This window comes from Devosia ginsengisoli (genome assembly GCF_007859655.1).
Taxonomy (GTDB): Bacteria; Pseudomonadota; Alphaproteobacteria; order Rhizobiales; family Devosiaceae; genus Devosia; species Devosia ginsengisoli.
In genome coordinates, this window is record NZ_CP042304.1 from 853,358 (window position 1) to 877,768 (window position 24,411).

General features: G+C 64.2%; 24 protein-coding genes and 3 tRNA genes. 17 read left to right on the forward strand and 10 right to left on the reverse strand.

Going from position 1 to position 24,411, the window contains the following annotated elements; genetic code table 11:
* Positions 1-30: 30 nt before the first annotated feature.
* The 7 genes from glpX to FPZ08_RS04185 all read left to right on the forward strand — a co-directional run bounded on the left by glpX (position 31) and on the right by FPZ08_RS04185 (position 8,945).
* Positions 31-1,017, forward strand: a complete 987-nt coding sequence (gene glpX / locus FPZ08_RS04155; RefSeq protein ID WP_146288817.1) for a class II fructose-bisphosphatase — start codon at positions 31-33, stop codon at positions 1,015-1,017.
* 413 nt (positions 1,018-1,430) lie between these two features.
* Positions 1,431-3,221 carry a single-stranded-DNA-specific exonuclease RecJ gene (gene recJ / locus FPZ08_RS04160; RefSeq protein ID WP_146288818.1) on the forward strand — a complete coding sequence of 597 codons (1,791 nt, stop codon included), beginning with the start codon at positions 1,431-1,433 and terminating at the stop codon, positions 3,219-3,221.
* Between the two features lie 164 nt (positions 3,222-3,385).
* Positions 3,386-4,624, forward strand: a complete 1,239-nt coding sequence (locus tag FPZ08_RS04165) for an SAM-dependent methyltransferase (RefSeq protein ID WP_146288819.1) — start codon at positions 3,386-3,388, stop codon at positions 4,622-4,624.
* 341 nt (positions 4,625-4,965) lie between these two features.
* Entirely contained in the window at positions 4,966-5,916 is a 951-nt protein-coding gene (locus FPZ08_RS04170) for an ABC transporter substrate-binding protein (RefSeq protein WP_146288820.1), read from the forward strand.
* Complete coding sequence (locus FPZ08_RS04175; protein ID WP_186767201.1) at positions 5,916-6,947, forward strand: FecCD family ABC transporter permease; 1,032 nt, start codon at positions 5,916-5,918, stop codon at positions 6,945-6,947. The genes FPZ08_RS04170 and FPZ08_RS04175 overlap by 1 nt, the downstream gene beginning before the upstream one ends.
* Positions 6,947-7,999 (forward strand): FecCD family ABC transporter permease, encoded by a 1,053-nt coding sequence (locus FPZ08_RS04180; protein ID WP_146288821.1) that lies wholly within the window; start codon positions 6,947-6,949, stop codon positions 7,997-7,999. Before FPZ08_RS04175 ends, FPZ08_RS04180 begins: the two co-directional genes overlap by 1 nt.
* Positions 8,000-8,129: 130 nt before the next feature.
* Complete coding sequence (locus FPZ08_RS04185; RefSeq protein WP_146288822.1) at positions 8,130-8,945, forward strand: ABC transporter ATP-binding protein; 816 nt, start codon at positions 8,130-8,132, stop codon at positions 8,943-8,945.
* A gap of 152 nt (positions 8,946-9,097) precedes the next feature.
* Here the strand turns inward: FPZ08_RS04185 and FPZ08_RS04190 are convergent, their stop codons facing one another.
* Together FPZ08_RS04190 and FPZ08_RS04195 are read right to left on the reverse strand one after the other, a co-directional pair.
* Complete coding sequence (locus FPZ08_RS04190; protein ID WP_146288823.1) at positions 9,098-10,174, reverse strand: tartrate dehydrogenase; 1,077 nt, start codon at positions 10,172-10,174, stop codon at positions 9,098-9,100.
* Positions 10,175-10,228: 54 nt separating this feature from the next.
* Complete coding sequence (locus FPZ08_RS04195) at positions 10,229-11,197, reverse strand: tripartite tricarboxylate transporter substrate-binding protein (protein WP_146288824.1); 969 nt, start codon at positions 11,195-11,197, stop codon at positions 10,229-10,231.
* 125 nt (positions 11,198-11,322) lie between these two features.
* Between FPZ08_RS04195 and FPZ08_RS04200 the strand changes: the two genes are divergently transcribed.
* Positions 11,323-11,985: a GntR family transcriptional regulator gene (locus FPZ08_RS04200; RefSeq protein WP_246132800.1), complete on the forward strand. Its 663-nt coding sequence runs from the start codon at positions 11,323-11,325 to the stop codon at positions 11,983-11,985.
* Positions 11,986-12,170: 185 nt separating this feature from the next.
* On the opposite strand, the gene FPZ08_RS04205 is transcribed toward FPZ08_RS04200, so the two are convergent.
* The 4 genes from FPZ08_RS04205 to FPZ08_RS04220 form a co-directional block, all read right to left on the reverse strand.
* Positions 12,171-12,245 (reverse strand) — tRNA-Glu (locus tag FPZ08_RS04205).
* A gap of 51 nt (positions 12,246-12,296) precedes the next feature.
* Positions 12,297-12,371 (reverse strand) — tRNA-Glu (locus FPZ08_RS04210).
* A 61-nt stretch (positions 12,372-12,432) separates the two neighbouring features.
* Entirely contained in the window at positions 12,433-12,909 is a 477-nt protein-coding gene (locus FPZ08_RS04215; RefSeq protein WP_146288825.1) for a YcbK family protein, read from the reverse strand.
* A 162-nt stretch (positions 12,910-13,071) separates the two neighbouring features.
* Complete coding sequence (locus FPZ08_RS04220; protein WP_146288826.1) at positions 13,072-13,488, reverse strand: VOC family protein; 417 nt, start codon at positions 13,486-13,488, stop codon at positions 13,072-13,074.
* 244 nt (positions 13,489-13,732) lie between these two features.
* On the opposite strand from FPZ08_RS04220, the gene FPZ08_RS04225 reads away from it, so the two are divergent.
* Entirely contained in the window at positions 13,733-14,275 is a 543-nt protein-coding gene (locus tag FPZ08_RS04225) for a cold-shock protein (protein WP_246132870.1), read from the forward strand.
* Positions 14,276-14,286: 11 nt separating this feature from the next.
* Positions 14,287-14,769, forward strand: a complete 483-nt coding sequence (locus FPZ08_RS04230) for a DUF192 domain-containing protein (protein WP_146288828.1) — start codon at positions 14,287-14,289, stop codon at positions 14,767-14,769.
* 2 nt (positions 14,770-14,771) lie between these two features.
* Here the strand turns inward: FPZ08_RS04230 and trhA are convergent, their stop codons facing one another.
* Positions 14,772-15,455 (reverse strand): PAQR family membrane homeostasis protein TrhA, encoded by a 684-nt coding sequence (gene trhA, locus FPZ08_RS04235; RefSeq protein WP_146288829.1) that lies wholly within the window; start codon positions 15,453-15,455, stop codon positions 14,772-14,774.
* 189 nt (positions 15,456-15,644) lie between these two features.
* Here trhA and FPZ08_RS04240 point away from each other — a divergent pair, with 189 nt between their 5' ends.
* On the forward strand, positions 15,645-16,073 hold the full coding sequence (locus FPZ08_RS04240; protein ID WP_146288830.1) for an ArsR/SmtB family transcription factor: 429 nt from the start codon (positions 15,645-15,647) through the stop codon (positions 16,071-16,073).
* Between the two features lies 1 nt (position 16,074).
* Here the strand turns inward: FPZ08_RS04240 and FPZ08_RS04245 are convergent, their stop codons facing one another.
* From FPZ08_RS04245 to FPZ08_RS04255, 3 genes are all read right to left on the reverse strand, one after another.
* On the reverse strand, positions 16,075-16,356 hold the full coding sequence (locus FPZ08_RS04245; protein ID WP_186767202.1) for a PilZ domain-containing protein: 282 nt from the start codon (positions 16,354-16,356) through the stop codon (positions 16,075-16,077).
* 108 nt (positions 16,357-16,464) lie between these two features.
* Positions 16,465-16,541 (reverse strand) — tRNA-Arg (locus tag FPZ08_RS04250).
* Positions 16,532-17,674, reverse strand: coding sequence for a LacI family DNA-binding transcriptional regulator (locus FPZ08_RS04255; protein ID WP_146288832.1), 1,143 nt, complete (start codon positions 17,672-17,674; stop codon positions 16,532-16,534). The genes FPZ08_RS04250 and FPZ08_RS04255 overlap by 10 nt, the downstream gene beginning before the upstream one ends.
* A gap of 227 nt (positions 17,675-17,901) precedes the next feature.
* Between FPZ08_RS04255 and FPZ08_RS04260 the strand changes: the two genes are divergently transcribed.
* The 6 genes from FPZ08_RS04260 to FPZ08_RS04285 all read left to right on the forward strand — a co-directional run bounded on the left by FPZ08_RS04260 (position 17,902) and on the right by FPZ08_RS04285 (position 24,283).
* Complete coding sequence (locus tag FPZ08_RS04260; protein WP_146288833.1) at positions 17,902-19,143, forward strand: ABC transporter substrate-binding protein; 1,242 nt, start codon at positions 17,902-17,904, stop codon at positions 19,141-19,143.
* Positions 19,144-19,277: 134 nt separating this feature from the next.
* Positions 19,278-20,180, forward strand: a complete 903-nt coding sequence (locus FPZ08_RS04265; RefSeq protein ID WP_425457592.1) for a carbohydrate ABC transporter permease — start codon at positions 19,278-19,280, stop codon at positions 20,178-20,180.
* Positions 20,181-20,194: 14 nt separating this feature from the next.
* Positions 20,195-21,112, forward strand: coding sequence for a carbohydrate ABC transporter permease (locus FPZ08_RS04270; RefSeq protein WP_246132872.1), 918 nt, complete (start codon positions 20,195-20,197; stop codon positions 21,110-21,112).
* Between the two features lie 4 nt (positions 21,113-21,116).
* Entirely contained in the window at positions 21,117-22,199 is a 1,083-nt protein-coding gene (locus FPZ08_RS04275; protein WP_146288836.1) for an ABC transporter ATP-binding protein, read from the forward strand.
* Between the two features lie 189 nt (positions 22,200-22,388).
* Positions 22,389-23,138, forward strand: coding sequence for a sugar phosphate isomerase/epimerase family protein (locus FPZ08_RS04280; RefSeq protein ID WP_146288837.1), 750 nt, complete (start codon positions 22,389-22,391; stop codon positions 23,136-23,138).
* A 5-nt stretch (positions 23,139-23,143) separates the two neighbouring features.
* Positions 23,144-24,283 (forward strand): Gfo/Idh/MocA family protein, encoded by a 1,140-nt coding sequence (locus FPZ08_RS04285; RefSeq protein ID WP_146288838.1) that lies wholly within the window; start codon positions 23,144-23,146, stop codon positions 24,281-24,283.
* The last annotated feature ends 128 nt before the right edge of the window (positions 24,284-24,411 follow it).

Sequence of the window (24,411 nt, forward strand, 5' to 3'; positions counted from 1 at the left end):
ACCCGGGGCAAGTCAGGCCCGGGAGGAAATATGAGACTTTCGAAGGTCGAGGGCGAAAAAACCCCCGCCAACCTGCATCGCAGCCTGGCGCTGGAACTGGTGCGCGTCACTGAGCGCGCTGCCATCGCCGCTGCCGAATGGCGCGGCAAGGGCAATGAGCAGGCGGCCGACGAAGCCGCCGTGCTCGCCATGAAGGCCGAGCTCGACCGCGTCGCCATTTCCGGCCGCATCGTCATCGGCGAAGGCGAAGCCGGCGAGGTCGACAATCTCTATATCGGCCAATCCGTCGGCGCTGGGCAGGGGCCTGAGGTCGATATTGCCGTCGATCCGCTCGAAGGCGTCACCCTCTGCGCCAAGAACCAGCCCGATTCCATCGTCGTGCTGGCCATGGCCGAGCGCGGTGGCCTGCTCAACGTCGCCCGCAACGTCTATATGCACAAGATCGCCATCGGCGCCGAATACGCGCCCGGCACCGTCCATATCGACTGGACGGCCACCGAAAACGTCAAGGCGCTCGCCAAGGCCAAGGGCGTGCCGCTAAGCGAAATCACCGCCATCGTGCTCGATCGCCCGCGCCACGCCGCCCTCATCGAGGAGCTGCGCACCACTGGCGTCGCCGTCAAGCTCATCAGCGACGGCGACATTGCCGGCGTCATCCACGCGGTCAATACCGAGGATACCGGCATCGATATCTATCTCGGCTCCGGCGGCGCCCCCGAAGGCGTCCTCGCCGCTGCCGCTCTCCGCTGCATTGGCGGCCAGATGCAGGGCAAGCTCATCCTCGACACCCCGCCCAAGCGCGACCGCGCTGTGGCCATGGGCATTACCGACCCCAACCGCATCTACGATGTCACCGATCTGGCTGCGGGCGACGTCCTCGTCGCCGCCACCGGCGTCACCGACGGCACCTTGCTGGAAGGCATCCGCCTCCGCCGCAACGCGGTGCAAACCAGCACCATCGTCATGCGCTCCTGGAGCCAGACCGTTCGCTGGATCAAGGCGCAGCACGCACGGTAAAGCGGCGAGTAGCCCTAACGGTGAGCTTGTCGAACCACGAGGGCGTGGCAGATACCGCTCGCCCAAGAGTGGAGCCACCCCTCGCCCCTTGCGGGAGAGGGGGTAATTTCTTCGTTCAGAAGAAATTACGGGTGAGGGGCTTCGAACCGGCCGAAGGCAAAATCGCTCCAGTGGAGCGATTTTAGGCGAGAAGGCCATGAGCGCTATGCGCGAATGGCAGGCGCCCTCCCATGCTTCACCGCCCGTGAAAGCGACCCCTCATCCGCCCTTCGGGCACCTTCTCCCGCAAGGGGAGAAGGGGAACTCGTTGCCTGCCAAACACACCGGCCGGATTCCTCCCCCTTTTCAGGGGGAGGCTAGGAGGGGGTACTCTTCCTCTTCCCACCACCTCCCAAATCGCCTACCTCTCCCTCATGCTCGACGCGCCGCGCCCTTTCCTTGACGTCACCCGCTCGGTCACCGGCCGCGCCTGGATCGACCGGCTCGATGCCGCCACCACCCGTACGGCCACCGCCATCGCCCAGCGCGCCGGCATCTCCGAAATCCTCGCCCGCATCATCGCCGCCCGCGGCGTGAGCCTCGATGAAGCCGCCACCTGGCTCGAGCCCACCATTCGCGGCCTCATGCCCGATCCCTCGACGCTGACCGCCATGGATGCCCTGGCCGAGCGCCTCGCCAAGGCCATATCAGACAACGAGGCCATTGCCCTCTTCGGCGATTACGATGTCGACGGCGCCTGTTCCTGCGCCCTCATGGCCAGATACCTGCGCCATTTCGGCATCGAGCCGCAGGTCCACATCCCCGACCGCATTTTCGAAGGCTATGGCCCCAATATCGCGGCCATGGACAAGCTGATCGATTCCGGTGCCACCCTCATCATCACCCTCGATTGCGGCACCACCAGCGACGGCCCCATCGCCCATGCGCGGCAGAGGGGCGCCGATGTGCTGGTCATTGACCACCACCTCAGCGACCACGAGCTCCCCGACGCCACCGCTCTGGTCAATCCCAACCGCCCCGACGATATTTCCGGCCTCGGCTATCTCTGTGCCGCCGGCGTCACCTTCATGGTGCTGGTCGCCGTCAACCGCGCCTTGCGTAACCGCGGCGACACCGGTCTGCCGGACCTGCTGAAACTGCTCGACCTCGTGGCGCTTGCCACCATCTGCGATGTCGTCCCGCTCACCGGCCTCAACCGCGCCTTCGTCGTCCGCGGCCTCGAAGTCGCCCGCCGCGGCGACAACAAGGGCATTGCCGCCCTGGCGCTCGCCGCCCGGCTCAGCGGCCCGCTCAATCCCTATCATCTCGGCTTCCTCATCGGCCCGCGCATCAATGCCGGCGGCCGCATCGGCAATGCCGCCATGGGCACTGAACTGCTGACCGTGGACGATGAACACCACGCCCTCGCCATCGCCGCCCGGCTCGACGAACTCAATGCGGAGCGCCAGCGCATCGAGGTCGAGGCTGTGGAGGAAGCCGCCGCCGTCGCCGAAATGGAAATCGGCAGCGGGGAGGGGCCGCCGGTCCTCGTCCTCGCTTCAGCCAATTGGCATCCCGGCGTTGCCGGCCTCATCGCCGCCCGCCTGCGCGAACGCTTCGAGCGCCCCACCTTCGCCATCGCCCTCGGCCCCGATGGCACGGGCACCGGCTCGGGTCGCTCCATGCCCGGCGTCGATCTCGGCCGCGCCGTCATCGAGGCGGTAGAACTCGGCCTCGTCGCCAAGGGTGGCGGCCATGCCATGGCGGCCGGCGTCACCATCAAGCCGGGCCAGCTCGGCCCGTTCCGCTCCTTCCTCGCCGGGGCGCTCTCGGTCGATGTCACCGCCGCCCGCGCCGCCACCGCGCTCTCCATCGATGCGGCACTGACAGCGCGCGGCGCCAGCCTCGATCTGGTGCATGATCTGGAGCGGGCAGGGCCTTATGGATCAGGCAATCCCGGCCCGGTCTTCGCCTTTCCCGCCCATCGCGCCCGCTTCGCCCAGGTCGTCGGCAAGGGCGGCCATGTCAGTTTCACCCTGGCCTCCGAGGATGGCGCCCGCCTCAAGGCCATCGCCTTCCGCGCCGCCAGCACGGCCATTGGCGATGCCCTGCTGCGCGATGGCGATTCGGCGTTCCACTTCGCCGGCGCGCTCTCCATCGATCACTATCAGGGCCGCGAGCAGGTGCAGCTCCGCCTTACCGATCTGGCCCGCCCCAAGGGGTGAAATCGCAGAAACTGCTGCTTGCATATCCCCTTATGGCGGATAAACTGGCTTCAGGCAGACCCTGGAGGCGCTGTTTTCCGCTCAAGGGTGTGCCGCCGACACGCGCATTGAGACGACAGCTCGGATGCTGTCGCCAGGTTTAGTAATTTGGATCAAGCGGCCCGATGACGAAGTCCCTAGCAGAAAATTCCACCGATACCGGCGCAACCCTGTGGACCCGGTTTGCCTCCTGGGCCGTCGAGCGTATCGGCGTGACCATGATCGGCAAGCCCAGCCATGGCGCGCTGACTGTCATTTTCCCCAATGGCCGCACCCGCACGGTCGGCAATCCGGCGACCGGCGAACACGCCGTGCTGCGCCTCAGAAATTTCCGCGTCCTCACCGAGGCCATGCAGCGCGGCACCGTGGGTTTTGCCGCCGCCTACATGAATGGCGATATCGAAGTGGACGACCTCACGGCCCTGTTCCGCTTCTTCCTGCAGAACCGCGACATGTTCGAAAGCGCCAATCCCGGCTTTTTCCGCAAGGCCGCCGGCGACCTGCATTACCACCTGGCGCGCCGCAACACGCTCGAAGGCTCCAAGAAGAACATCGCCGAGCACTATGACCTCGGCAACGATTTCTACGGCCAGTGGCTCGACCCCTCGATGACCTATTCCTCGGCGGTCTTCACCTCCGGCGACCAGAGCCTCGAAGAAGCCCAACTCGCCAAATACCGCCGCGTCGCCGACATGGCCGGCATCACCGAGGGCTCCTCCGTGCTCGAAATCGGCTGTGGTTGGGGTGGTTTCGCCGAAACCGTCGCCCGCGACTACAAGGCCCACCTGCGCGGCATTACCCTCTCCGCCGAACAGCTCAAATTCGGCCTCGAACGCCTGGCGCGCCAGGGCCTCGACAAATTCGCCACCCTGGTCTTCGAGGATTATCGCCACACCGAAGGCCAGTTCGACCATATCGGCTCCATCGAGATGATCGAGGCCGTCGGCGAGGACAACTGGCCGAGCTATTTCCAGACCATCCACGACCGCCTCAAGCCCGGCGGCACTGCCGCCATCCAGGCCATCACCATCCGCGAAGAGGATTTCGACGGCTACAAGAGCGGCCCCGATTTCATCCAGCGCTACATCTTCCCCGGCGGCATGCTGCTGACCAAGACGGTGATGAAAGACTTCGGCGACAAGTACAATCTGGTGCTCGAAAACGTCGAAACCTTCCGCCTCTCCTATGCCCGCACCCTCAAGCTCTGGCGCGAACGCTTCCTCGAGCGCTGGCCCATGATCGCCCCGCTCGGCTACGACGAAGAATTCAAACGCAAGTGGGTCTACTACCTCTCCTATTGCGAAGCCGGCTTCACCGAAGGCTCCATCGACGTCGGCATCTACCAATACCGCAAACCGGCCTGACCGCCGCTCTGCGGCCCTCATGTTAGGGAGTGTAGACCTGAAGCGCAGGCCTTACCCTCTCCCCTCGTGGGAGAGGGTGGAAATCCGCGTCCAGCGGATTTCCGGGTGAGGGGGCTGCGCCATCCCATGCTTCACTGCCAACGGACAGCCCGGCGCCCCCTCATCCGCCCTTCGGGCACCTTCTCCCACGAGGGGAGAAGGGAAAGCACCCAGACATCCAGAATAGGCATCCCCTCAGGGTGCCAGTCGTCCCACACTCCCTTGCGCTAAACATGACTTGACCAATCAACTTACCTCCCGTAGGGAACGGCCAAGTTTCGTCACCAGCGCATGAGCCGAAAATGCCGTCCAGGACCCTGCTTTCCCTCGCCGTCGCCGCCTTTGCCCTGACCCCGCTCATGGCCCATGCCGAACCCTGGTCCTACACCGATAGTCTGGGCAACACCGTCACCCTCGACGCCGTGCCCACCCGCATCATCGCCAGCCAGGACGCCGCGGCCGGCCTCATCCCGCTGGGCATCCGCCCGGTCGGCATCTATGCCGATGGCCCCCTGGCCGATGCCAAGGCCCTGCAGGGCCTCGACCTCACGGGCATCGAGATCATCGGCCAGGCCTGGGGCGAGGTCGATATCGAAAAGGCCGCCGCGCTGCAGCCCGATCTGGTCATTGCCGAATACTGGCCCCTCGACAATGCCTGGAGCGGTGGCGAAAACGTCGTCAATGCGCTGACCCCGCTCGCCCCCATCACCGGCCCCACCAATGGCGATTCCATCCTCGCCCTCATCGAGGATTACGAAACCATCGCCACCAGCCTCGGCGCCGATCTCGACGAGCCCTCCATCGCCGCCGACAAGGCCGCCTTCGCCGCCGCGAAAGCCGCCTTCGAGGCCGCCACCGCAGCCAAGCCTGATCTCACCGCGCTCGCCGTCTGGGCCGGCACCGACGCACTCTATGTCGCCGCCACCGCCGGCGCCGCCGAGCTGATGGATTTCCACGCCTGGGGCCTCAACCTCATCGATCCCGAAGTCGCCGATGACCGCGGCTATTGGGAAACCCTCTCCTGGGAAAACACCGACAAGTACCAGCCCGATCTGATCCTGGTCGACAATCGCTCGCCCGCCACCATGGAAACCGCTCTGGCCCAGCCCACCTGGACCCTGATGAAGGCCGCCGAAGCCGGCGCCGTCACCGACTGGCCGGCCTTCTGGCTACGCAGCTACCACGCCTATGCCGGCGAGCTCGACAAGATCACCGCAGCCATCAACGCCGCCGACGAGAACCTGGGCGACTGATGCCCGACACACCGGCAGGCGTCGTCAGGACCAGGGGGGCCGCGCTTGCGCTCGGCCTCCTTTGCCTTGCCGTGGCTTTGCTGCTGGTCGCCTTCTTCTCCATCACCGTCGGCGCCCGCCCGATCACGCTCGAAACGGTGTGGACGGCGCTAACCGCCTTCGACCCAGATTCCACCGATCACCGCATCATCTGGGATCTCCGCCTGCCGCGCACCGCCATCGGCCTGGCCGTCGGCGCCGCCCTCGGCCTGTCCGGCGCAGTCCTCCAGGGAGCCACCCGCAATCCCCTGGCCGATCCGTCCATTCTCGGCATCCACTCCGGCGCCGCCGTCTTCGTCGTGCTCGGCGTTGCTGTCTTCGGCATCACCCAGCTCAGCGCCTATGTCTGGCTGGCCTTTATCGGCGCTGGCGTCGCCATGCTGGTGGTCTATGCCGTGGCCTCGCTCGGCCGCGAAGGCGCCACCCCCATCAAGCTGGCTTTGGCCGGCGCGGCGATGACGGCCGCCATGCAGTCGGTCACCAATGCCATCCTGCTCACCAGCCCGCGCACGCTCGATGAAATCCGCTTCTGGCAGGTCGGTTCGCTCGTCGGCCGCGATATGGAAATCTTCATCCAGGTCGCCCCCTTCCTCGCCGTCGGCATCGTCCTGGCCCTCGCCACCGGCCGCATGCTCGATGGCCTCTCCATGGGCGAGGACGTCGCCCGCTCCCTCGGGCAGAATGTCGGCCGCTCCCGTGCCATAGCCGGCCTCGCGGCGGTCATTCTGGCCGGCGGCGCCACTGCCGCTGCCGGTCCCATCGCCTTTGTCGGCCTCACCGTGCCCCACGTCGCCCGCGCCATGACCGGCCCCAACTACCGCTGGATTCTGCCCTATTCCATGCTGCTGGCACCCATATTGCTGCTTGGCGCCGATGTCATCGGCCGCGTCATCGCCCCGCCGGGCGAGGTGCAGGTGGGCATTGTCACCGCCTTTCTCGGCGCGCCCTTCTTCATCGCGCTGGTCCGCCGCCGCAAGCTGGCCAGCCTCTGATGACCGCGCTCGACGCAACAGGCACCGTCCGCCACATCCGCCACCGCCTCGCCACCCGCCGCCGCACGGTCACGCTGGCGCTGCTGGTCCTCCTGGCGCTGACTTTCGCCGCCGCCCTCTATCTCGGCGATTACTACGTGCCGCCGGGCGAGGTGCTGCGCTCGCTGCTCTCGCCCATCACCGGCCTGACCGACAGGGGCGTCGATTTCATCGTGCTCAATGTCCGTCTGCCCCGCGCCACCCTGGCCGTTCTGACCGGAATATCCTTCGCCCTCAGCGGAATCATTTTCCAAACGCTTCTGCGTAACCCCTTGGCTAGCCCCGATATTATCGGCATTTCCCATGGCGCCAGCGCCTCGGCCGTGTTCTGCATCATCATCCTGGGCTTCTCCGGCATCCTTGTTTCGCTGGGCGCCCTGGTCGGCGCCATCGTCACTGCGCTCGTCATCTATGCCCTGTCCTGGCGCGGCGGCGTCACGGCCTATCGCGTCGTGCTGATCGGCATCGGCATGGCCGCCATGATGGCATCAGTCATGTCCTACCTGTTCACCCGCGCCCGCCTCTTCGAGGTGCAGAAGGCCCTTGGCTGGCTCGTCGGCAGCCTCAACGCCTCCAATAGCGGCGATATTATCGGCCTCGCCATTGCCCTGGCGCTGCTGCTCCCCGTCACCGTGCTGCTGGTTCGCACGCTCGATGCCATGCAATTGGGCGACGATACCGCCACCGCCCTCGGCGCCCGCGTCGAAGCCGTGCGGCTGGGCCTCATGCTGGTCGCCGTGGCCTATGCCGCCTTCGCCACTGCTGCGGTCGGCCCGGTCACCTTCGTCGCCTTCGTCGCCGGCCCCATCGCCCGCAACCTGCTGTCAGGCGCGGGCAAGGGCTTTGTGCAGGCCGCTCTCGTCGGCGCCCTGGTCATGCTCGGCTCGGACCTCGTCGCCCAGCACGCCCTTCCTGCCGTCCAACTCCCCGTCGGCGTCGTCACCGGCATCTTCGGCGCCGGCTTCCTGCTCTGGCTGCTGGTCGTCTCCAACCGGGCCGGTAAGGTGAACTGATGGTACTCCACCCCCGCATCTCAAGTAGACCTCATGGTGAGCTTGTCGAACCACGAGGGCGTGGCACCGGCGGCGCGCCCGTCCGCATGGTTCGACAAGCTCACCATGAGGCCTTCGAGAGGATTGTGAAATGACCACGAACCACCAGCTTCTCGCCGCCGGCATGGATCTCGGCTATGGCGAGCGCAAGGTCGTGGACGACCTCAGCCTCACCATCCCGCCCGGCAAGCTCACGGTCATCGTCGGCGCCAATGCCTGCGGCAAGTCCACCGTCCTCCGGGGTCTGGCGCGCCTGCTCGCGCCCACCCGCGGCGCCGTCTATCTCGATGGCAAGCCCATCCACCAGATGCCGACCCGCGAAGTCGCCACCATCCTCGGCGTCCTACCGCAATCCCCCATCGCCCCCGATGCCATCGTCGTCGCCGATCTGGTCGGTCGCGGCCGCTATCCCCATCAGGGCTGGTTCCGCCGCTGGACCCCGGAGGATGATGCCGCCGTTGCCGAAGCCCTCACCGCCACCAACACGCTCGACCTGGCCGACCGCCCGGTGGATGAACTCTCCGGCGGCCAGCGCCAGCGCGTCTGGATCGCCATGGCCCTGGCCCAGCAGACCGACGTCCTGCTGCTCGACGAACCCACCACCTTCCTCGACATCAACCACCAGGTCGAAGTCCTCGACCTCCTCACCGACCTGGTCAAGCATGCCGGCCGCACCGTCGTCGTGGTCCTCCACGACCTCAACCTCGCCTGCCGCTACGCCGACCACATCGTCGCCATGAAAGCCGGCCAACTGGTCGCCGAAGGCCGCCCCGCCGACGTCATGACCGAAGCCGTTGTCGCCAACGTCTTCGGCATGACCTCACGCGTCGTCATCGACCCCATCTCCGACACCCCCATGATCATCCCCATCGGCCGGCATCATGTCGGGGCAGGGGTCCTGGCCTGACGCTTGTCATCCTCCGGAGTGGAGCCACCCCTCGCCCCTTGCGGGAGAGGGTGGTTTTCCGCGTTCAGCGGAAAACCGGGTGAGGGGTTCTCTCCACGAGTCCGATAGTGCCGTGAAAACCGGCATTTGCAGGCCAGCATCGGCTGACCGCACTAGATGATGTTGGCGCCCTCGATCGCCCGGCACACCGCCTCGGTCACGTCGCGCGTTGTGGCTGTGCCGCCGACATCCGGCGTCAGCACGCCTTCGCCGGTGACGCGCTCCACGGCATTCATCAGCACCCTGGCCGCCTTGGCTTCGCCGAGATGCTCGAGCATCTGCGCTGCCGTCCAGAACGTGGCGACCGGGTTGGCGATGCCCTTGCCGGTGATATCGAAGGCCGAACCGTGGATGGGCTCGAACATCGAGGGAAAGCGCCGTTCCGGGTCGATATTAGCCGTCGGGGCAACCCCCAGGCTGCCAGCCAGTGCGCCAGCCAGGTCCGACAGGATGTCGGCATGCAGATTGGTGGCGACAATGGTGTCGAGGCTCTGTGGCTTGAGCGTCATGCGCACGGTCATGGCGTCGACCAGCATCTTGTCCCAGGTGACATCGGGAAATTCCTTCGATACCTCGGCGGCAATCTCGTCCCACATCACCATGCCGTGGCGCTGCGCATTGGATTTGGTGACCACGGTCAGCAGCTTGCGCGGCCGCGACTGGGCCATGCGGAAGGCGTAGCGCATGATGCGCGTCACCCCCACACGGGTAAAGATGGCGACTTCGGTGCCCACTTCCTCGGGCAGGCCGCGATGTGCCCGCCCGCCATGGCCGGAATATTCGCCTTCCGAATTTTCCCGGATGATGACCCAGTCGAGATCGCCAGTGCCGACATTGGCCAGTGGCGACTGGATGCCGGGCAGGATGCGCGTTGGCCGCACATTCGCATATTGATCAAAGCCTTGGCAGATCGGCAACCGCAGGCCCCACAGCGTGATGTGGTCCGGCACGTCGGGCGCCCCGACCGCCCCGAAGAAAATGGCATCGAACGGCTTGAGCGTTTCGATGCCGTCCGCCGGCATCATCGCGCCGTGACGCTTATAATAGTCCGAACCCCAGTCGAAGGTCTGGGTGTGGATTTTGAAATCGCCGACGCGCTTTTCCAGGGTTTCGAGCACCTGTAGGCCGGCGGCGATGACTTCAGGGCCGATGCCGTCGGCCGGGATGGCGGCGATACGATATTCGCGCATGATGATATCCGTATGAAGAAGGTGGGCGCGGCAACAGCGCCGCGCCCGGGGAGGTCAGTTTTGGGGCAGCGTGGCGATCAGTGCGCCCAGGCGCTCCAGCTCGCTCTTGAAGCGCTCGTCCAGCGCCGCGGGCGTCGCCATCTCGGCGGGCACCGGCGCGGTGCCCAGTCCGGCAAAGCGCTCGATCAGCGTGGGGTCCGTCAGGGCAACCTGCAGCGCCGCCGGCAGCTTCAGCCTGATATCTTCCGGCGTTCCGGCGGGCGCCCACAGAGCATGCCAGGCGGAAACCTCGAAGCCGTCGAGGCCGCTTTCGGCCAGGGTGGGCAGGTCCGGCAAGACTGCAATGCGCTCACGCGTGGTCACCGCATAGGGCTTGATTTCGCCGGCCTTGATCTGGGTAGTGGTATTGGTGGTCTGGTCGCACATCAGGTCGATGCGGCCTCCGATCAGGTCGGTCATGGCTGGCCCCGACCCCTTATAGGGCACATTGGTCAGCGTGGTGCCGATAGCCTCTTCCAACAGCATGCCGCACAGGTGGGACACCGCGCCAACCCCCGCCGTGCCGAAGGTGACCTGATCGGCATTGTCCTTGAGATAGGCGAGCAGTTCAGTGATATCGGCCGGCGGCAGGTCATTGCGGCCGACGATCGTCATGGGCACTTCGGTAATCAGGCCCACCGACGTGAAATCGGCTGGAACATAGGGCAGGGCAGGGTACAGGGCGGCAAAGGTCGCCACCCCGATATGATAGAGCAGCAGCGTATAGCCGTCGGGCTCAGCCTCGGCGACGGCGCCCGAGCCCAGCGAGCCGCCCGCGCCGCCCTGATTCTGCACCAGCACCTGCTGGCCGAGTTCCTTGCCCAGCGCATCCGCCACCAGGCGCGCCACCGTGTCGCTGGGACCGCCCGCCGCGGCCGGCACCAGGATGGTGATCGGATGGTCGGGAAAGTCCTGCGCCATTGCCAGCGTCGAGACGCTGAGGCCAGCCATCAGGGCCACGGTGGCCGCTATTTTGGTGATCATGGAATTCCTCCCTTGCAGCATGTCTATGTATGTTATCTTGCATGCAAGAATAAATGTGAGGATGTGCGCTACCGTTTGTCAACCGGAAATCGGCACGCTAGGCTGGCGGCGTAATGAGAGGCATCATGCGTTCTACCCAACAACTTCAGTCGTCGTCGGCCCCGCACAACCCACCGCGTCTATCCGTCGAGCCGGATGTCGAGGCGGATGACGGCAAGCAGAATCTGGTCGATCTGGCCTATGCCGAAATCAAGCGGGCCATCCTGGATAACGTCTTTCCTCCCGGCTTCCAGGCTGCCGAGGTGGACATAGCCAAGCGCCTCGATATGAGCCGCACCCCGGTTCACGAAGCCATGGCCCGCCTGCAGGAGGAGGGGCTGGTCCGCATTCAGCCACGGCGCGGCATCCTGGTGCGCGGCCTGACTTCTGAAGATGTGCAGGAAATCTATGACGTCATCATCGCCCTGGAAGGGGCGGCGGCCGCCCGTCTGGCGCAATTTGGCAGCGAGGAAAGGCGCAAGCTGGTCGCGGCGCTTGAAGCGCAGACCTCAGCCATGCAAAGGGCGCTCGAAGGCGAAGACCTCAAGCAGTGGGCCGTCGCCGACGAAGCCTTCCACGACCTTCTCGTGGCCAATTGCGGCAACCGGCGCCTGCAAAGGATTGTCGGCACTGTGAAGGACCAGTTGCACCGTGCGCGCATGTTCACGCTCAATCTGCGCCCGCTGCCTGTCACCTCGGGCCAGGAGCATCGCACGCTCATCGCGGCCATCGCCGCCGGCGATTCCTGAAACCGCCAGCGTCGCCGCGCGCCTCCATCGCACCCATGCCCGCGACCAGTTGCTGCCGCTGATCGCCCGCCTCAACCTCAACAACCTCTAGCTGCACCCGCCCGGCGCGCGGCAAGCGCAGGTCATGGCCATGCGCATTCGGCAACATGCCGGCGACGGCCTCGAGTAGGGGGAAGAAGAAATCCTGGTACGCCCAAGGGGAATCGAACCCCTGTTCCCGCCGTGAGAGGGCGGTGTCCTGACCGCTAGACGATGGGCGCGGAGCAAGGAACTCGATGCTAGCTGTCAGCTTCCCCGCCAGCAAGGGGGAATGGTACGCCCTAGGGGAGTCGAACCCCTCTCTGCACCGTGAAAGGGTGCCGTCCTAACCGATAGACGAAGGGCGCTTAAGCGCTGGTCGACCGTATAGTTGGGGGATTTGTTAAGTGCAAGCCCCTGTGGATGTTTTTAACACCCCGAGAACGTCACCGGCCGCTTATAGCCGCGCGGCCGGTCGCGCACATCGACATGGATGAAGCTCTTGCCCGGATAGCAGCCCAGCCCGCCGACGCTGCCGGTCTGCATGGCGAAGGCGATGAGTTGGCCCTTGTCGACGCCCGGAATGTAGAAATCGGCCGCCATGCATTTGGTGTGGTAGGAATTGTCCGCGCCGCCCGCCGCGCTGTTATGCTGTCCGTCGCGATAGCCGGAATTCATGATGACCTTCTTGCCGAAATGGCCCTCGAATTCCCAGATGAGGAAGCGCAGCTTGGGCGAAATGCAGAGCGCATTGACCTCGCGGCTGGAGACGAACGTGCCCCAGTCGCTGCGTTTGCCGGCATAGCCCGAGCCGCTGGAGCTGGCGAACATCGCCATGGGGGCACAAGCTGCTAACGCGAGGGCCGTAACGACCAGGGCGGCGATGGAGCGGGTTTTGGTCTGCATGGCGGCTTCCGAAAGACCCCTGTTGCGCTTGCGCAACAGGCAATGGTCCGTTCTGTGAAGTCGCTAAAATACGATCGGTTTTGCTAACCGCCGGCTAAGCAAAACGGTTAACGAATTTCACCGCATCGTTTCCGTCGATGCTAACAGTACGCTAACCGATAGCTACCATTTGCCACTGTTCGGCATCGACAGCCACGGCTCCTGCGGCGGCAGCGATCCGTCCTGGATCAGCTCCACCGAAATCTCGTCCGGCGAGCGCACAAAGGCCATATGCCCGTCGCGTGGCGGCCGGTTGATGGTGATCCCCATATCGCTAAGATGCTGGCAGAGCTTGTAGATATCCTGCGTCCGATAGGCCAGGTGCCCGAAATTGCGCCCGCCCGTATACTCCTCGGGGTCCCAGTTATAGGTCAGTTCCACCTCGCCGCCCGAATCGCCCGGCGCAGCCAAGAAAATCAGCGTATAGCGACCTTTCTCGTTCTCGCTCCGCCGCACCTCTTCCAGCCCCAGGCCCTCGCAATAAAAGCGCAGGCTGGCTTCGACATCGGTCACCCGGACCATGGTGTGCAGGTATTTCATGGGGCTGTCTCCTTTGGCGAAATTGTTGCAGCTGGCCTACCAAGCGCCGGCTTGCGCCGCAATTCCAAACAGAGTCTTAACAATTGCTTTTGAATCGGACACAGTGTCCTCCTGTCTTGTGGAGTACCTCGCGGCAGCGAGGCGAGTAAAAAGGGCTTTGGGGAGCATGGGGGCCAAGTTCACTGGCGAAGGCGAAGAAGGCACGGGCCTGTCGGGGGAGACAGGGCCGGCTGGCCACGATGACATGCTGTCGTCGGATGCCGGGCATGACACGACGATCGAGGTTTCCGGCGCTATCAAATGGTTCGACGCCGGCAAGGGCTTCGGTTTCATCGTGCCCGACAATGGCATGCCCGATGTCCTGCTGCATGTGACCTGCCTGCGCCGCGACGGCTACCAGACTGCCTATGAAGGCGCCCGCATCGTTGTCGAGGCGCTCAATCGCCCCGGTGGCCTGCAGGCCTTCCGCATCGTCTCCATGGACGGATCGACCGCCCGCCATCCCGCCCAGATGCCGGCCCCGCGCACCCATGTCGTGGTCGAGCCGACCTCGGGCATGGTCCGGCTCGAAGTCAAGTGGTTCAACCGCATCCGCGGCTTCGGCTTCCTCTCGGCCGGCGAGGGTACGCCCGATATTTTCGTCCATATGGAAACCCTGCGCCGCTTCGGCATCACCGAATTGCGGCCGGGCCAATATGTGCTGGTGCGCTACGGCAATGGCCCCAAGGGCCTTATGGTCGCCGAAATCCGGCCCGATGGTTGGGGCGACGCACCGTCTTCCCACTAGGATTCACCATCATGTTCCATGCCCAAGGCCTTGCCCCGGCGCTGCGCCGCGCCGCGGTTGCGGTAGCGATTGCCACCGTAGCGCTGCCGCTCGCTGCCTGCAGCGATGAAGGCAAGCTGGTGCTGCATTCGGCGACCGGCGATTACCGCTTCAATGTCGAGGTGGTCGATACGCCCGAAAGCCGCGCCCAGGGCCTGATGTTCGTGCAGGAACTGGCCGACGATGCCGGCATGCTGTTCGATTTCAAGGAAGAGCGCCCGGTATCCTTCTGGATGCGCAACACCTTCATTCCGCTCGACATGATCTTTGTCGGCGCCGATGGCGTGGTCAAGACCATCCACGTCAACGCCCGCCCGCATGACGTGACCTCGATTCCATCCGAAGTACCGGTGCAATTCGTGCTGGAAATCCCGGGCGGCCGCTCGGTCGAGATCGGGCTCAAGCCCGGTGATACGATGGAGCACGACCGCGTAGGAACGCTGGCCATCGACTAATCCTACAGCCGGTGAATGACCATGCAGTCGATCACCGCCCACAGATGCAGGCTGGCGCCCGCCACCACGAAGACATGCCACAGTGCATTCTGGAATTTGAGCCTTTCCCACAGGTGGAACACGATCCCCAGGGAATAGGTCACCCCGCCCGCCAGCAGCAGCCAGAGCGTCGTCGCCGGCAGCGTTTGCGCCAGCGACTGGAACACCAGTATGCCGCTCCAGCCGATGGCCAGGTAGAGCACAATGGCCAGCCGCCCGAAGCGCTCGGGCACGATCAGTTTCAGCGCCACCCCGATCAGCGATGCGCCCCAGATAAAGGTCGTCATCAGGACTCCGGTCGTGGTGCCGCCGATGACAGCGAGGAAAGGCGTATAGGAGCCGGCAATGAACAGGAATATGGCCGCCTGGTCGAAGCGGGCCAGCAGCCGCTTGATCGGCGAAACCGGCCACAGATTATAGGCCAGCGACACGCCGAGCACGGCCACGAGCGAGCCGACATAAACCACGAGGGCAGGGGCGGCCTCAGGCGCGGTTTCCAGAATGGCGAAGGCCAGCAGGATCGATCCGGCCGCAATGGCGACCACGAGGCCAAGCACATGGACAATGCCGTCCACCACCAGTTCGGCAAGGGTGAACGGCCGCTGCTCACGGCTCCACCACGAATATTTTGCCACTGGCTTCTGCACGGCTCGCGTCCTCCTGGTTCCCGAACCTGACGCAGGGAAGTGACCAGATTATTGCCGCAACACGGTCATCGTGCGGCATCGTAAAGCCCGGCTCAACGCATCTGGTGAATAACCCCTTGCCCGACAAGGCCGGCGCTTGACGCGTAACGCGACCGTTACTACTGCATCGTCAAAACCTTCGGAACGCCCATGCCGCCTCTCGCCACCCTCGTCGCCCTGGCCGACCCAACACGGTGCCGCATCATCGAAATCCTGCATGAAGGCGCCCAGCCGGTGCATGTGCTGGCCGGCCATTTCGATATCAGCCGCCCGGCCATTTCGCGCCACCTGCGCGTGCTCCGGCAGGCGCGGTTGATCAGCGAGAAAAAGGTCGGCCGCGAAAACCGCTACGCACTGCATGCCGATCGCCTGAAACCGGTCGGCGACTGGCTTGCCGGGCTGACGCCGGCGTCAAAGCCCATGCCCAAGCCGAAGGCGATTGCCAAGCCGAAGCCTGCCAGCAAGGCAAAGCCCGCAATCGTCGTGGCGCCGGCTCCCATTCCCCCGCAGACGCCCGTGCCCCCCGCGCCAAAGCCGGCCCCGGCCAGCGCCGTCTCGCAGATGGGTTTCGATTTCTAGCTTAGCCCCGGTATTCCACGCCCAGTTCCCGTAGCGCCCGCCAGACCACACGGCAGGTCTGCGGCCGATGCCCCGGCGCATGCAGCAGGATCACATCCGGAATCCCGGCCACCTTGGCCACTTCCAGCTTGGCACCCGTATCCGAAACGTTACGGATGATGCAGTTCAGGCTGGTCTTCCCGAAGGTGATACGGGCTTCGATAGCAGTGTTCCGCCGCGGCGCCAGCCTGCGCTCAAGCAGCAGAGCCGAGGGGCCGGACGAAGATTTGGACAGGTCGCGCATAAGGCCAATTACCGACCCCGTCCTTGCCGAAACCTTAAATGAGCCGGGACACCGGCAGACACCGTTACCCGGCGCTCTATCGGTTCGGTGCATTTTTAAGCAAGGAACTGGCGATCCCGGCAGGACTTGAACCTGCGACCAACAGCTTAGAAGGCTGCTGCTCTATCCAGCTGAGCTACGGGACCAGCGCAGTGGCCTCATTTAACGCATTTTCGCGCAAAGGGAACGCCTTGTGCCGCGCTATTGCACAGCCAGCGCCGACGGTGCCGCATCCGAGCCCGTCGGGGCAGGGGGGCCGGCCAGTGGTGCCCCGCACGATCATTTCCGAGCTCAGCACCATATGCATCGGCACCCGATCGCGCCGCTCGCCCTCGATCAGGTCGATCAGCGCCCCGGCAGCGATCCGCCCCAGCGCGGCCCGCGGCTGCCGCATCGTGGTGAGCGGCGGCCAGACATGCGCCGCCAGTTCCAGGTCGTCGAACCCCACGACCGACACATCGCCGGGGCAATCGAGCCCGCGCTGGCGCAGCCCGGAAATGAAGCCGATGGCGCTTTCGTCATTGGCCGCGAAAATCGCCGTGGGGCGGTCGCGAAGGCCCATGAAATGCACCGCCGCCACCTGGCCCGCCTCCATCGCGAAACCGCCCTGCAGCAGCCATTCCGGCTTTATCTCCAGCCCCGCCACCTGCATCGCCCTGGCATAGCCGCGCTGGCGTTCGCCGGTCAGCACATTGCCCTGCGGCCCCAGCACATGGCCGATGCGCTTATGCCCGAGCGCGATCAGGTGGCGCGTGGCCTGCTCGGCTGCATAGCCGTTGTCGGTCTTGACCGTGTGGAACGGCGCATCGGGAATTTCCTCGCAGGCCACGATCAATGGCACCGGCATGGGATCGCCGGTCAGCATCATCAACTGCTCAAGATCCACCGAGCCGTCGAACAGCAGCAAGCCATCCACCCGGTTGGACATGAAATAATCGCGCATAAGCAGGCCCGAACTGTCGCCCGGAAAGCGGTTGGCCACCAGCACGCCATAGCCGCGGCACGCCGCCTCCCGCTCCACCGCATCGAGGATGACCGAGAAGAACGGATTGCCGATATCGGGCAGCGCCACGAGGATGGTTCGGGCGGTTCGCTGGCGCAGCGAGCGGGCCGACTGGTTGGGTGTATAGCCGGTAACGCGCACGGCCTCGGAAATTCGCGCGCGGGTCTGCTCGCTCACCCTTTCAGGGCTTGAAAGGGCGCGGCTGACCGTAGCTGTAGACACTTCCGCGAAACGCGCAACATCTTGAATTGTCGGCGTTTTCTTCACCAGAGTCATTCCCGGCAGCACCCCTCTCGCTGTCAGTTATGCAAACGATCTAAATCGATCTTGACAGGTGCGCAAGGCGTGTACGAAACTAATGCAATCGATTGCAGAGGTTTCGGGAGCCGAACGATGCAATCGATTACACGCCGCCAGCTCGGGATGCTTCGCAAGAAGGCAACCTTGCGGCTGGCAGCTTCGCGGGAGCGCTTCGCTCCAAGTGATCGTTGGGAGGACATTCTATGAAGAAGTTTGCAGTGGTTGCCGCTATGGCGACCGCTTTGCTCGGGTCGACTGCCGTCTTGGCTGCTGACCTCGAAGTAACGCACTGGTGGACCTCGGCTGGTGAAGCTGCCGCTGTCGCCGAATTTGCCCGCGTGTTCGAAGAAGAAACCGGCAACCACTGGGTGGATAGCGCCCTGGCCGGTTCGGGCACCGGTGCCAACCCCGTCATCATCAGCCGTATCATCGGCGGCGACCCGATGGGCGCCACCCAGATGAATACCGGCCGTGACGCCGAGGAACTCATCCAGGCCGGCCTCATGCGCGACCTGACGGACGTCGTTGCCGACATGAACATCGACGAATTCTATGTCGATGAATCGCTGCTCGAGCCTTGCCGCTACGAAGGTGGCCTCTACTGCCTGCCGGTCAATATCCACTCGTGGGATTGGCTGTGGCTCTCCACCAAGGCCTATGAGACCATCGGCCAGCCCGTTCCGAAGGACTGGAACGAATATGTGGCCTCCTGGCCCGCTCTGGAAGAAGCCGGCATCCTGCCGTTCGGTCTTGCGACCGGTTGGCCCTTCTCGGGCATTCCGGGTGTGCTGATGGCCGGTCTCGGCGGTTCGGACCTCGTGCTCGCCATCAACCGCGACAAGGATGCCGAAGCCGTTCGTGGCCCGGAATTCCGCAAGGTTGCCGAAGCTCTGGATCACCTGCGCGGCGTTCTCTCGCCCGACATGATGGTTCCGGCCTTCGCTGACGTTGGTAACCAGCTGCTCGAAGGCACGGCTGCCGGTAATATCCACGGCGACTGGCTGCAGGGCGACCTGCAGGTTGCCGGCGGCGTCCCCGGCGAAGACTACGAATGTCTCCCCGCTCTCGGTCTCGGCGATCAGCTGAGCGGTGGCGGTGACTCGTTCTACTTCCCGGTTCTGCCCGAAGGCACCGATCCGGCTGTGATCGAAGCGCAGACCCAGCTGGCTCGCCTGCTGATCTCGCCGGAAGCCCAGCTCGCCTTCAACCTGAAGAAGGGCTCCATGCCGATCCGTACCGACATCGATCTGAGCGGTGCCAATGCCTGCATGACCAAGGCCCTCACCTTCCTCGACAAGGGCCTGCTGCCCTCGGGTGACTTCTCGCTCTCCAGTGACACCCAGCAGCAGCTGACGGACCTCAACACCGAGTTCCTGGATGACGACAGCATCACCGTCGACGACTATGTCGAGCGCTATGCTTCGATCATCGAACAGGCGGACTAATCGTCCGGCTTCTCGGATGAGACTGCGGTCTCATCGTTGAAAAGCGGTGGTCGGCCTTGATCGACAAGGTCGACCACTTTCTTATGGAGAGATTGATGGCGGATACAGCCGTTTATAAGGAAGAGAGCGCCGGCATAGCCGGTCAGCGCGGCTTCCTTCGGAAGACCTTCCTTCACAACATACCCGCCAAGATCGCGGCCCTGCCGATGGTCGCCACCGTACTAGTCGTCTTCGTCGGCTGTACCCTCTGGACCGTCTATTACTCATTCACCAATTCCAGGCTCCTGCCGACCGGCAAATTCATCGGTTTCGAGCAGTATGAGCGGCTCTTCGCCACCTCGCGCTGGAACATTTCGGTCACCAACCTGATCAGCTATGGCGCCATGTCGCTGGTGCTCACGCTGACGCTCGGCTTCCTGCTCGCCGTGCTGATGGACCAGAAGATCCGCTTCGAAAGCGCCTTCCGCACCATCATGCTCTATCCCTTCGCCCTCAGCTTCATCGTGACGGGCCTGGTCTGGCAGTGGATCATGAATCCCACGCTCGGCCTGCAGGGCACGTTGCGCAATCTGGGCTGGGAAGGCTTCACCTTCGACTGGATCGCCAATCCGCGCATGGTGCTCTTCGCGCTGCTCATCGCCGGGCTGTGGCAGGGCGTCGGCTTCTGCATGGTGCTCATGCTGGCCGGCCTGCGCGGCGTCGATGACGAAATCTGGAAGGCCGCCCGTATCGACGGCATTCCCACCTGGCGCACCTATGTCTCCATCGTCCTGCCCATGATGCGCGGCGTGCTGGTGACGGCCGTTGTGCTGATCGGCTCCGGCATTGTCCGCCTCTACGACCTCGTGGTGGCGCTGACCAATGGCGGCCCGGGCATCTCCTCGGAAGTGCCGGCCAAATACGTCTACAACTACATGTTCTCGGGCGGGAATATCGGCCAGGGTCTGGCCGCTGCCACCATGATGCTGCTGACCGTTATCATCATCATGGTTCCCTGGGCCTATCTCGAATTCGGCGGAAAGGGACGTCGCTCATGAGCCAGACCGCAACCATGGCCGGCTCCGCGCCGGAAACCGGAGCCAGCACCGCCGTCGAGCCGCGCGGGCCCCGGCCCAAGCCGTTCTTCACGCCGCGCAAGATCATCATCTATTCGGTGCTGGTGCTGTTCTCCTTCTACTTCCTCTTTCCGCTCTATGTGATGATCGCGACATCGTTCAAGACGATGCCCGAAATCCGCTTCGGCAACATCTTCGCGCTGCCCCAGCAGATCAATTTCGATGCCTGGGTCCGCGCCTGGACCAGCGTCTGCACGGGCCTGACCTGCGAGGGCCTGTCGCCCGGCTTCTGGAACTCGGTGAAGATCACCATTCCGAGCACCATCGTGTCGATCTTCATCGCGGCGGTGAACGGCTATGCCCTGGTGAACTGGCGCTTCAAGGGCTCCGAAATCTTCTTCGCCATCCTGATCTTCGGCTCGTTCATCCCCTACCAGGTATTCCTCTATCCGCTGGTGATGATCACTCGTGAACTGCGCATCTTCGGTACGCTGCAGGCCGTCATTCTCGTCCATACCATCTTCGGCATGCCGATCCTGACGCTGCTGTTCCGCAACTACTTCGCGTCACTGCCGCAGGAGCTGTTCAAGGCCGCCCGCGTCGACGGGGCAGGGTTCTGGCGTATCTTCTTCGAGATCATGCTGCCCATGTCGCTGCCGATCTTCGTGGTGGCGCTGATCCTGCAGGTCACCGGCATCTGGAACGACTTCCTGTTCGGCGTGGTCTTCGCCGGCACGCAGAACTATCCGATGACCGTCCAGCTCAACAATATCGTCAACTCGGCCCAGGGGTCGCCGGAATACAACGTCAACATGGCTGCGACCGTGCTGACGGGCCTGGTGCCCCTGATCATCTACTTTGTGTCCGGCAAGCTGTTCGTTCGCGGCGTGGCCGCCGGCGCCGTGAAGGGATAATTCAATGCAACACAGCGTTTCCATCCGCGATCTGTCGCTTAACTTCGGTAGCGTGAAGGTGCTCGAGACCCTCAATCTCGACATCGAACAGGGTGAGTTCATCGTCCTGCTCGGGCCCTCGGGCTGCGGCAAGTCCACCCTGCTCAACTGCATTGCCGGCCTGCTGGACGTCTCCGCCGGCCAGATCTTCATCGGGGGCAAGAATGTCACCTGGATGGAGCCCAAGGACCGTGGCATCGGCATGGTGTTCCAGTCCTATGCGCTCTATCCGCAGATGACCGTCGAGCGGAACCTCAGCTTCGGCCTGCGCGTGTCGGGCATGAAGAAGGACGAGATCGAGCGCCGCGTCGCCCGCGCCGCCGAAATCCTCCAGATCGAGCCGCTGCTCGCCCGCAAGCCCGCCAACCTGTCCGGCGGCCAGCGCCAGCGCGTGGCCATCGGCCGTGCTTTGGTGCGCGACGTGGACGTGTTCCTGTTCGACGAGCCGCTGTCCAACCTCGACGCCAAGCTCCGCTCGGACCTACGCGTCGAGATCAAGCGGCTGCACCAGCGGCTCAAGAACACCATGATCTACGTGACCCACGACCAGATCGAGGCCCTGACCCTGGCCGATCGCATCGCCATCATGAAGAATGGCGTGATCCAGCAGCTCGCCGATCCGCACACCATCTACAACAAGCCGGTCAATCTCTACGTCGCCGGCTTCATCGGCTCGCCCTCGATGAACTTCATCGATGGCACGCTGGATGGCTCCTCCTTCACCGCCGAAGACGGCACCGTCATTCCGGTCGCCACCTACGACTTTGCCGACAAGGCCAAGGCCACAGGCAAGGCCGTGCTGGGCGTTCGCCCCGAGCATATCCTGCTCGGCGATGACGCCGCCAAAATGCCCTACACGGCGGAGGTCGAGATCGAGATCGTCGAGCCCATGGGCTCGGATACCCTGGCCTGGACCACCATTGCGGGTCGTCCCGTGACGTTCCGTGCGGCCAGCGACGTCCATCTCGAAGCCGGCCAGAAGCTGGTGATCGGCTTCGACCCGGCCCGCGGCTCGTTCTTCAGCACCGAGACCACCAACCGTCTCTAGTGCCGACCTTACCATCCCGCGGTGGCGCCTCCGGGCGCCCCGCTCCTGTCCTTCTGCCGCTATCAGGCAAAATGTTACTTTTGCGGTGATTGGCCTGTCCGGCAGGCGCGACAGCATCCCTGAACAGCTTTACCCCTGCATCGCCAGAACCGATGCCATGGTTCCATTCCAACGTTACAAGAGGCCACGATGACCGAATTGTCATTCCAGCTCTACAGTGCCCGCAACGTCCCCTCGCTCGAGGACTTTCTCGTCACCCTCGGCAAGCTGGGCTACACCCAGACCGAAGGCTTTGGCGGGCTTTATGCCGATGCCGCCGGCCTCGCCGCCAATCTCAAGAAGAACGGCCTCTCCATGCCGACCGGCCATTTCGGCCCGGCCCAGGTCGCCGATGTCTCGACCACGCTCAAGACCGCCGAAACCCTCGGCATGAAGAAGATCATCGTCCCCCATATCGGCCCCGAAGGCCGCAGCGAGGACGAGTCCAAGTGGCTGGAACTGGCCGAAACGCTGGCCAAGGCCGGCGAGACCTACACGAAAGAGGGCTACGGCTTCGGCTGGCACAACCACGATTTCGAATTCGTGCCGACCACGTCCGGCCGCACCCCGATGGAAATCATCCTCGAAACCGCGTCCAATATCGAATGGGAATGCGACATCGCCTGGGTCGTGCGCGGCAAGGCCGATCCGATCGCCTGGTTCGACCGCTATGGTGACCGCATCACCGCCGTCCACGTCAAGGATATCGCCCCGTCAGGCCAGAATCTCGATGAAGACGGCTGGGCCGATGTCGGCCACGGCGTGCTCGATTGGGACAACCTGATCGGCAAGGTCACCAGCAAGACCAAGGCGCAGTATTTCGTAGCCGAACATGACAAGCCCTCCGATGCCGAGCGTTTCGCAACCCGCTCCATCGCAACCGCCAGCAAGTGGAAGTAATCCAGATGGCCAAGACTTTTGGCGTCGGCATCATGGGTGCCGGCAATATCTCCAGCGCCTATCTGCGCCTCGCGCCCCTGTTCAAGGGGCTCGAAGTGCGCGCCGTCGCCGACATCCTCCCCGCCGCCGCCCAGAAGCGCGCCGAGGAATTCGGCGTCACGGCACAGACGCCCGACGAGCTGCTCAAGAACAGCGAAATCGACGTCATCGTGAACCTCACCATCCCCTCGACCCACTATGCGGTGTCGATGGATATCGTCTCGGCGGGCAAGCATGCCTATTCCGAAAAGCCCTTCGTGCTGTCCCTCGAAGAGGGCATGGCACTGAAAAAGGCCGCCGATGATCGTGGCCTCAAGGTCGGCTCTGCCCCCGATACCTTCCTGGGCGGCGCCCACCAGCAGGCGCGCGACATCATCGACAGCGGCAAGCTCGGCAAGATCATGAGTGGCACGACCCATGTCATGAGCCGCGGCATGGAACACTGGCATCCCAATCCGGATTTCTTCTTCCAGCCCGGCGCCGGCCCGATCCTCGATCTCGGTCCCTATTACGTCACCGACCTGATCCACCTGCTTGGCCCGGTCAAGCGCCTCTCGGCCTTCACCAACATGGCCCGATCAGAGCGCGAAGTGACCGCCGAAGGCCCCTACAAGGGCACCTTCGTCAAGGTCGGCACGCCCACCACCATCCATGGCGTGCTCGAATTCGTCTCCGGCGCCATCATCACCATGGGTGCGAGCTGGGATGTGGCGGCCCACGGCCACCACAATATCGAACTCTACGGCACCGACGGCTCGATCTTCGTGCCCGATCCGAACTTCTTCGGCGGCGATCTGGTCACCGCGGATATTTCTGGCACCCGCACCAAGGTCACCCCGTGGGATCACCCCTTCGGCAAGGCCAATCAGGACCTCGACAGGGAGCATCCGCGTGCCAATTACCGCACGGCGGGCCTGGCCGATATGATCGCCTCGATCGACGGCGGCTATAATGCCCGCTGCGGCCTCGATGTAGCGCTGCATGCGGTGGACGTGATGACCAGCCTGCTCAAGGCCGGCGAAAGCGGCCAGGTGCTGACCCTGTCGACCACCTGCGACCGCCCCAAGGCACTCACCCCGGCCGAGGCCCAGGCCCTGCTGAAGTAGTGAGGTGCGTACCTCATTGACAGGCATCACCTGCCGGTCAACATTGTCAACTAACGAGCCAGACAGGCGGCGGGCACCCGCCGCCTGTTTGCATGAAACGGCAAAAGACCAGGGCGCGAAGCGCTCGA